This window comes from Protofrankia sp. CiP1_Cm_nod4 (assembly GCF_982290645.1).
The window spans coordinates 6305-15662 of the sequence record NZ_CEVIVC010000122.1; the positions used below are offsets into that span (position 1 = coordinate 6305).

The 9358-nt window shown below is 70.9% G+C and carries 5 protein-coding genes; 3 read left to right on the top strand and 2 right to left on the bottom strand.

All coding sequences use genetic code 11. The features are described 5' to 3' along the window. Nucleotides 1-617: 617 nt before the first annotated feature. The 3 genes from AC5LSR_RS18905 to AC5LSR_RS18915 all read left to right on the top strand — a co-directional run bounded on the left by AC5LSR_RS18905 (nt 618) and on the right by AC5LSR_RS18915 (nt 3819). Nucleotides 618-806 (top strand): (2Fe-2S)-binding protein, encoded by a 189-nt coding sequence (locus tag AC5LSR_RS18905; protein WP_013874231.1) that lies wholly within the window; start codon nt 618-620, stop codon nt 804-806. A 17-nt stretch (nt 807-823) separates the two neighbouring features. Then, nucleotides 824-1294: a bacterioferritin gene (bfr, locus tag AC5LSR_RS18910; protein WP_250285817.1), complete on the top strand. Its 471-nt coding sequence runs from the start codon at nt 824-826 to the stop codon at nt 1292-1294. A gap of 344 nt (nt 1295-1638) precedes the next feature. Beyond that, nucleotides 1639-3819, top strand: coding sequence for a putative bifunctional diguanylate cyclase/phosphodiesterase (locus tag AC5LSR_RS18915; protein ID WP_250285818.1), 2181 nt, complete (start codon nt 1639-1641; stop codon nt 3817-3819). 177 nt (nt 3820-3996) lie between these two features. Here the strand turns inward: AC5LSR_RS18915 and AC5LSR_RS18920 are convergent, their stop codons facing one another. Next, the gene (locus AC5LSR_RS18920) at nt 3997-7869 is read right to left on the bottom strand and encodes a DUF2232 domain-containing protein (protein WP_493468748.1); all 3873 of its coding nucleotides are present in this window, start codon (nt 7867-7869) and stop codon (nt 3997-3999) included. Between the two features lie 600 nt (nt 7870-8469). Beyond that, nucleotides 8470-9108, bottom strand: a complete 639-nt coding sequence (locus AC5LSR_RS18925) for a hypothetical protein (RefSeq protein WP_250285821.1) — start codon at nt 9106-9108, stop codon at nt 8470-8472. Between the last annotated feature and the right edge of the window lie 250 nt (nt 9109-9358).

Sequence of the window (9358 nt, forward strand, 5' to 3'; positions counted from 1 at the left end):
GGTCGTGAGCCTGGCGTCGGGCATGGGCCGGCTGTCCGCCGTGGCACTGGTCGTGGGCAGCGCGGGCTGGGCGTCGGCCGTCGTCACGGGTAATGGGCCGATCGTGCGCGGAGAGACGCGGTTATGCTCGTCACTGACCCGATCGTCGAATTTTCGGCCCATATCGGGCAATGGTTGACGATATCGGACAATATGGGCCTACCTGGTTGGTCCACAGCACATTGTGCCCTCCTTCACGAAACGGGACCGTACCGTACTGCAATACCGTATCCGGGCGCCTGATCCTGGCTGCTGCCAGGTGTGATCCGTATCTCTCCGGGAATCGCGTCCCGTGCTGGGCGGCCGCTGTTTTCCGAGCTACCGGGCCTGTCCGTATGTCAGGCCGGTTCCGCCGCGGCCGTGATCGGCCTGTTGTGGCCGGGTGGTGACGTGGTGCTCGCTCATCCCCGCTTGCCTCCGATCTGTCCCTGTGGGATTCTTAGGCCACGTTTTTATTAGGGAAGGTTTAACTTAGACACGAGCACTTGCTGTCATTGATCCGACCGTATGCGGCGTCCGTGGGCCGTCGGTTCCGGAATATGGGACGAGGTGCTCTCTCCAGAGCGTGGTGAGGTGCGGTGCTGGTCTGTTCGTGCTTTGCTGTCTCCGAGCGGACGTTGCGCGGCGTGATTGAGTCGGGCGCGTGCGACACGGGCGAGGTGGGTGATGTCTGTGCCGCGGGCACCGGTTGTGGTGGCTGCCTCGACGAGATCGAGGAACTGTTGACGGACTACCGCCGTGGCTGTCCGGTTGTGTCATCGGGCTGACATAGCGGAGGTTTCATGTGAGGGGCGACCCGGAGATTGTCGAACTGCTCAACCGCGTCCTCACGAATGAGCTGACGGCCGTCAACCAGTACTTCCTGCACTCCCGGATGCAGCTCAACTGGGGTTACCGGCGGTTGGGCAAGCACACCTACGACGAGTCGATCGACGAGATGCGCCACGCTGACAAGCTGGTGCATCGCGTGCTGTACCTGGGCGGGCTGCCCAACCTCCAGCGGCTGAACACGCTCCATGTCGGCGAGACACCTGTCGAGCAGCTCAACTCCGACCGTACGCACGAGATCGAGGCCTGCGGCCTGCTGCGGGAGGGGATCGTCCTGACCCGCTCGCGTGACGACGTCGGATCCGCTGTCCTGCTGGAGGAGATCCTCACCTCCGAGGAGGAGCACATCGACTGGCTGGATGCCCAGCTCGAGCTGGTCTCCCAGCTCGGTGAGGCACACTATCTCGCCCAGCAGATCCACGACTGACGTCGCTGCCGGCGGAGTCGCAACGGCGGGCCGGAGGCGGCGCGATCATAGTTCTGCGCGCTGCCGACGGCCCGCTGTCGTCGATGAGCTGCTGTCGTCGATGAGCCGGACGGGCCGACGATGATACGATCATGGTTTTTCGTGTCGCTGGATGCCAGGAGTTCCCGGGCGTCGGAAGACACACCCGCTACCACAGCCTGACGTTCTGTGCGCACCTGCCTGCCGCTACACTCGCCATGCGATCGGGAAGGCCATGCGATCCATGAAGATAGCGTGACCAGCCGAGATGTGCACCGGGCTGACAGGCGCGAGGAGATCCGTTGGTCGCTAGCATGGCCGGCTCCGTGGCTGACGTGGTATCCACCGGGCTACTGGTGGTCACGTCAGACAGTCGTGTGGTCTGGGCGAACCGGGCCCTGCTCGATCTGGTGGCCACCGGCGGTGGTGCCGCGCACGACGCTGTCGCCGGTACCGTACGTGATCATTCTGGGCGTGACAGCGCTGACGCCGCCGAGCACGGTGGCGTGGAGCCGGGGGGCGCGGCGGGTGGCGGGTACCCGTGGGGCGGGCCGGACGCCGATCCGGTGTACTCCGCCCGCGTGGCGGTTGCCGAGGCCGGCCTGCCGCTGGCCGGGGTCGTCCCCGACACCGGCCAGCGGCAGGCCCAGTGGCAGGCGCCGGACGGCACCACCCACTGGCTGGAGGTCCGGGCCCGGACTCTGATCGCCGACCGTCCCGCCGGCTCCGGGCAGCCGCCCGCCGACAGTTTCGTCCTCTACGAGATCACCGATGTCACCGGGCGGCGCCACGAGGAGGAGACGCTGCGGCTGCGCGAGCGGTGGCTGCGCCACGTCGAGACGATCGCCCGTACCGGCATCTGGGAGTGGGACCTCGTCACCAACGAGATGGAGTGGTCCGACGAGCTGCTGGCCATGCTCGGCTATCCGACGGACACCCCGGTCGACTACGACGTCTTCCGCTCGTTGGTGCACCTCGACGACCGGGCGACGGTCGAGAGCGCGTTCGACCAGGCGATCACCACCGTCACCCCGGTCGAGGTCACCCCTCGGATGTACCTGGCCGACCGGGTGACCGAGTGTGTGCTGGAATGGCGGGGGGACATCCTCACCGACGACTCCGGCACGCCGATCCGGATCATGGGTACGGCCCACGACGTCACCGAGCTGGTCCGGACACGCCACGAGCTCGCCCACGCGTCCGTGCACGAGCCGCTCACCGAGGTGCTCAACCGGCGGGCGGTGACAGCCCTGCTGACCGAGCGGCTGGCCGCCGGGGTTGACCGCACCGGCGCGCTGCTGCTGGTCGACGTCGACAACTTCAAGATCGTGAATGACCTGCGTGGCCACTCGGTCGGCGACACGGTGATGCGTTCGGTCGCCCAGCGCCTGGTGGAGACGCTCCCGGCCGCCGTCATCGGCAGGCTCGGTGACGACGAGTTCGCGGTGGTCCTGCACAGCGGTGACGGGCCGGAGGCACTGGCCGTCGCGGACACCCTGCGCGAGCAGGCCGCCCGGCACACGATCATGGTGGATGGTTTCGCGGTGCGGGTGACGGTCAGCGTCGGCGTCGTGCCGCTGTCGGCCGTGGGTGACTGCGACACCGCGCTCGCCCATGCCGGGCTCGCTCTGGCCGAGGCCAAGGACGCCGGGCGCAACTGCGCCAAGCTGTTCACTGCGGAGCGGCACGAGTACCTCACCCGCCGTGCCCTGATGGTGCAGCGGGTGAGGGACGCCCTCGACGCCGGCCTGCTGACCCTCCAGGTGCAGCCCATCGTGGACCTGGCCTCGCACGAGGTGCAGGGATACGAGGTGCTGCTGCGGCTGCACGACGGCCAGCATCCCGAGATCGGCCCGGCCGAGTTCATGAGCGTGCTCGCGCACAGCGACCTGGTCCTGAGCCTGGACCGCTGGGTGGTGCAGCAGACGGTGGCCACGCTCGCCTCCGTCGCCGCCCGAGGGGAGCGGCTGCGCCTGCACGTGAACATCTCCGGCCGGTCGGTCGAGGACACAGGCTTCGCCGACTTCGTCCTGTCCGAGCTGCGCGCAGCCCGGGTCGACCCGTCCCAGCTCGGTATCGAGATCGCCGAGAGCGTGGCGGTCGCAGCCCCGGACGCGGTGCGCCAGCTCGCCGAGGCCCTCACCGGCGCGGGCTGCCGGTTCACCCTGGACGACTTCGGGGTCGGGCTGGGCTCGTTCGTCTACCTGCGGAACCTGCCCTTCACCAACGTCAAGATAGACGGCGACTTCCTGCGGCACGTCGACACCTCCCCGGCCGACGCGGTGCTGGTGGACGCGGTGGTCCGCGTCGCCCGCTGCCTGGGCATGTACACCATCGCCGAGAGCATCGACCGGGAGTCGCTGGCACCGGCCCTGCGTGACCTCGGGGTGGACTACGCCCAGGGATTCCACCTCGGGCCGCCCCGCCCGTTGACGGAGCTGTTGCCCGGTACGTCCGAGGCGGATCCGCAGGCCCAGGAGGCCGGCCTCAACAGCTTTCTCGGCTGACGGCGGGGCGTTTCCCGGCCCGACCTGCCGGCAGGGGCAGGCGCAGGCCTGTCCTGGCCGGTAAGGAAGGGCTCCTACCGGCCAGAACAAAAGGGCTCCCGCCGGCCAGGACAGGCGCGGGCCACAGCCAGGAAGGGCTGACGGGCTGTACCGCTGACGGGCTGTACCAGGGAAGGGCTATACCAGGAAGGTCGCCACGGTCAGCCCGGCCAGGGCCGCGAGCGCCGCGGCGTCCACCCGCCGCGGGCGCGCCGGCTGATACGCGACCGCGCCGAACCCGCCACGGGCGGCGATCGCATCGGTCATCTCCGCGGCCCGGCGCAGGCAGGTGACGATCGCCGTGCACAGCAGCTCGGTGACCGATCGCGCGTGCAGCGGCAGCGCCGCGAGCCGGCCCGGCAGCCGGCGGCGGGGCGGCCGCGGCCCGACGCGCAGCCGGCGGACCGCGAGCAGCATGCGGATCTCGTCCACGAGCAGCGGCAGGCAGCGGATGGACAGCGCCACCGTCGCGACCCACTCGTCGATCGGCAGCCGCAGCCTGCGCAGTGGCGCCAGCAGTCGGCCCAGGGCGGGCGCCAGCTCCGACAGCGGTGTGGTCCATCCCAGCAGCGCGGCCGCGGCGAACATCGTCATGGACGCCGACGTCAGCCGCAGCCAGTCCAGCATGCCACCGACGGACAGCTGTACGCCACCGACGGTGACGAACGGTGCCGCGTGCGACTGGGCGGTGAGCAGCACCCCGATCAGCAGGCCGTACCAGAACCAGCGGGGCAGGCGCGGGGCGGCACCGACCGGGATCCGGGCGACGACCATGGAGACGCCGACGAACCCCGCGACCATTCCGATCACCGGCCAGGACGGCCGTACGGCGATCAGCACGCCGAGCAGCGCCATGATGATCAGTTTTGTGCCGGCCCACAGGCGGTGCACCGGGGTGCCACCGGGGATGTAGCGCAACAGGTTCGGCTCGGTACGGTGCCCGTGCCTGGCCGGCCGCCGCCGGCCGAACCGGCCCCGGCGGGAGCCGGCCGGGCCGCGGATGCTCCTGTTCCCCGATCTTCCCGACGGCGGTCGTGAGGCCACGGTCGCCGGTCCCTGCGCTGGCACGCAGCCCGGGCGTCCGGCATCGCCTACCTGCCCGTCGCCGCTACCATCACTGTCGGTATCGCTGTCACCGCTACTGCCGCTATCGGCATTGCTGTGGCCGGCACTGCCGTCGCTGCGGCCGGCATCGCCGTCGCTGTGGCCGTCGCCGGCCTGGGCTGTGCCGTTCTGGATGCAGAAAGTATCGTCACAATTACTCAAACTATCGCGATCACTAGAAGTGACGTCGAGGAGTTCGGCCTCCGTGCGGGCCCCGGCCGGCCGGGGATGGGGCAGCGGCGCGGATGGGTGACACGGTATGTCTCCGGTGGCGCCGTCGGTGAACGGTCCGTCATGCACCAGTCGCCCGGCTTCCAGGACGAGCATCCGTTCGGTCAGGCGGGCCATGTCGTCGAAGTCGTGGGAGATCACCACCAGCGTCAGGCCGGTCCGGGCGCGCAGGCTCACCAGGACATCGATCAGAATCCGCCTGGACGGGGCGTCCAGGCCCGCCAACGGCTCGTCGAGGATCATCAGCCGAGGCCGGCAGGCGATCAGCCCGGCGAGCGCGGCCCGGCGCATCTGCCCACCGGAGAGATCCTCCACCCGCCGGTCCCGGAAGAGCTCCGGGTCGAGCCCGACCGCGGCCAGGGCCTCGTCGGCGGCGGCCACGCCCACGCCGGCCGCCGCGCGCACGTCAGCGCCCACGGTGGGCGCCAGCAGCTGCAGCCGGGAGTGCTGCACGGCAAACCCGATCTCGCCGGGGCAGGCGGTCAGCGGCTGGCCGGCGAGGTGGGCCGCACCCTCCGAGGGAGTCAGCAGACCGGCGAGGACGGCGGCCAGCGTCGACTTGCCCGAGCCGTTGCGGCCGCGGACCAGCACCGCCTCACCGCTGTCCAGGCAGAAGGAGACGTCGCGCAGCGCCCGGCGGGCCCATGGTGACCGGGGCGAGTAGACCTGCCCCACCCCGTCGAGGCGGACCAGCGCGGCCGTCCGCGCGAGCCGCTGCCCGGCGGGTGCGGCCGACCCGGCCGACCCGGCTGATACGGCCGGTCTGATCGGTCTGATCGGTGAAGCCGGGGTGGCCGGCGGAGCGGGGACGGCCGGCGGGACAGCGGCGGCCGGCGGAGCCGGTGGGACGGGGATGACCGCGGGCGGATCCACCGGGGGAGTCCGGCTCGCCGCCCGCTCCAGCGGGCCGGGCGTGTCGGTCGCGGCGGGCATGCCGACCGTGCTGGCCGCGGCGTCCACGGCGGACACGGCGGGTATGCCGGATGTGACAGGCGCGCCGGGTGCGGCGGGTGCGCCGGGTGCGGCGGGTGCGGCGGGTGCGGCGGGTGCGGGGGGTATGGCGGGCGTGGCGGGTCTGCTGGCCGGGCTGGACGGCGGGATGGGTGACGGGAGGGCCATCGAGCGGGACTGCGCGGGCCGGGCCCGCGGCGGGCGCCAGGGGGACGCGCACGGCACACCGCCCGCCGGGGCGCTCGCCGAGGTCAGCCGGCCCGCGTCGAGGACGATCCGGCGGTGCGCCCGTTGTGCCTCCGCCGGGTGATGGGTCACGTGGACGACCGCGACTCCCTCCTCGTCCGGCAGCCGCGCCAGCAGGTCGGTGAGCTGGTCGCGGCCTTCGGTGTCCACCATGGCGGTGGACTCGTCGGAGACGAGCAGCCGGGGCGCCCGCGCGAGCGCGGCCGCGACCGCCAGCCGTTGGAGCTGCCCGCCGGAGAGCGTGGCGGTTTCGCGGTCGGCGACGTTCGCGAGCCCGACCCGCGCCAGCAGGGCCTCCACGTCGACGGTGGCGCCGTCGGGCAGGCCCCAGACGACGTCGTCGAGGACCCGCACCCCCAGGACCTGCGACTCCGGACGTTGGAAGATCATAGCGGTGCCGCCGGTGCGGCCCAGCGCGCAGTCGCCGGGCCGCAGCACCCGCCCGTCGGTGGGATGCCAGCCACTGATGATCCGGGCGAGCGTCGACTTCCCCGAGCCGTTGCCGCCGACGATCGCCACGAACTCGGCCGGCCGGATCGTCAGTGACACGTCCCGCAGCGCATCCCGCGTCACATGGGGATAGCGGTAGGTGACGGATTCCAGGCGGACGGGCAGCGGATGTGGAGGCTGTTCCGCCGCGGGCGGTTCCGGACACCCCCGGGCCGCCGGCTTCCGGCGCGCCGGCGCCGGCCCCGGTGCCCATATGGGCGCGTTCGGGTGGTCGGACCGGGCTTCCGGCGCGCCGACGGCGAGCCGGCGCAGCACCGGACGGGTGACCACGGCCGCGGTGAGCACGTTGACGCTGGTGTTGGCCAGCAGCGCGATCGGCAGCAGCGCCCACCAGTGCTCCGCGCCCCACCGCAGGAGCGCGTCCGCGGTGCGCAGGCCCGGGCTGTCCGGGCCGATCCCGACGTGGACGAGGCTGCTGCGGGCGCCGTCCCAGCTGTTGACGATTTCGGCGAGTACCAGCGCCCGCAGATCGGTGAGCACGTAGAACAGCGCGTTCATGCCGAGCGCCACCGGTGCCCACAGCGCGACGAGACCGACCGCCGTGGTGCGTACGAGGCCCCAGCGGCGACGGTGCGCGACGCCCAGCAGCGTGCCGGTCATCATGCAGGACGTGATCGTGATCGCGAAGCCGGTGCCGCCGATGAGGACGGCCACCGCCAGCGCCGCGACCATCGCCGTCCAGGCCGCCCGTAGCCGCCACCGGGCGGCAAGCGTCGCCGCCGGAACCGTCGCGACGATCGTGAGCAGCCAGCCGAAGGGGAGGAAACGTGTGACCAGGCAGATCGCGATGACCAGATCGACCAGGAGCGCGGCCTCGACGATCTCCACCGTGCGCAGCCGCTGCCGGGCCCGCGGCGCCCCGGCCGCCCCCGCGGCAACGGTGGGCGCTGAGCCGGTGGGCGCTGAGCCGGCGGGTGTGGGACGGGAGGGTGGGGAGCCGGCCGTGGGCGGGTCGGACAAGGTGGTCACCGTCAGCTCTCCGGTCCGGTGGTGCTCTCGTCGATGGTCGTGGCCGGGCAGATGCGTCCGGTGGACGGTCGCGGCGACACCATGGCGAGCGGGGGAGGCCTCCGCCTCCCGCCTGGCTCCCGCTGGTCCCTGGCTGGTTCCCACGGGCCCGCTCGCCGCTCCACCCATCCACCCGCTCCCATGCGTGCCGCACCGGACATCCAACTGTCGCATGGAACCTGAGGGGTGTCCGAACCGCCCGGCCCGAAGCCCGGGCCGCCTGCGACAAAGATCATGGATGCTCTGTGCCGTCCGCGCGGACGGCCGTGGATGGTAGGGAGACGCATGCTGTGGTGTAACCCGCCACAGGCCCGATCAGCGATTGCCGACCATCATGAGAGGATGCCCGGCCGGCACCGTCATCCGGCCGGCACTGTCATCCGGCCGGCACCGTCATCAGCACTGCCACGTCAGCCCTGCCAACGGCATTGTCGGCAGGCGGCCTGACGACACGATACCCACCATCGGCATCGACGCCACATGACCGGGGCGCCGCGGCGGCGGCGACCGTGCTCGTTCCAAGTGCTCGTTCCGGGTGTTCGTCCCAGGTGCTCATCGTGCTCATTTCAACGGACGGAAGGACGGGGGCTGAATGGCGGACGGCTGCGCCGTGTACACGGCCAGGGTCTGGGCGAGGCCGGTCGGGTCGACACCGATGGCATGCATGCTGCGGGCCAGGTCGTCCATCACGACCAGGGCGTGGTGCAACAGCACCTCGTCGATGCCCGTGGGCCGCTGGACCGCCTGCCGGAAAGCGTGGGTGATGTCCGCGTCCCCGGTCAGCGCGGCCAGCGCGCCGACGCGGATCCGCTCGCTGAGCGACTCCCACACATGTTCCGAAAGGGGTGCCTGCGCGCCGCGCCACACCCCGCGGTAGGTCAGCGACCGGATGACCACGTGGGGCTGTTCGCCGGTCCGCAGATGCAGGGTCACCGCCCACATCGCCAGCAGCCAGCCCAACGACTGCAGGAGGCGTACGGAGTCGACCCGCAGGCGCGTGGCCAGGGCCGCCTCCGCCTCCTGGCGGGTGGTCGCGTCCGCCCACGCCTGGACCAGGCGTTCGGCTTCCACGATGTCGGTGATGTCGAGTTCGGGAGTACATGGTCGTACGACCGAGGCAGCTCGTTGCGAAGCGGTGTCGACCAATGCGAGGGCACCGACATCGTGCAGCGTCTGCCAGGAAAGTCCTGCTGGCGCCATAGTCGATACGGTAATCGCCCGTTCGTCCGTTGGGCCCGTTTATAACGCAGCTCACTGAGCTTTCTTCACTGCTTCGGGTGCTTCCGGTCGCCAATGCCGCTGGTGTAACCGTATGAACCGTTCCAGGTCATTGAAACGTCTAACGTATTAATTTGAAATATCAAAGTGGCAAAGGGAAGTACATCGTGATTTTTGTGCCTGGAGCTGTGGGACGCGCTCCGGCCGGCCCGCCCCACGGCCCGCCCCACGG

Coding starts and splice junctions, on each gene's coding strand:
- AC5LSR_RS18925 (WP_250285821.1), bottom strand. CDS start 9,108: ATGGCGCCAGCAGGACTTTCCTGGCAGACGCTGCACGATGTCGGTGCC.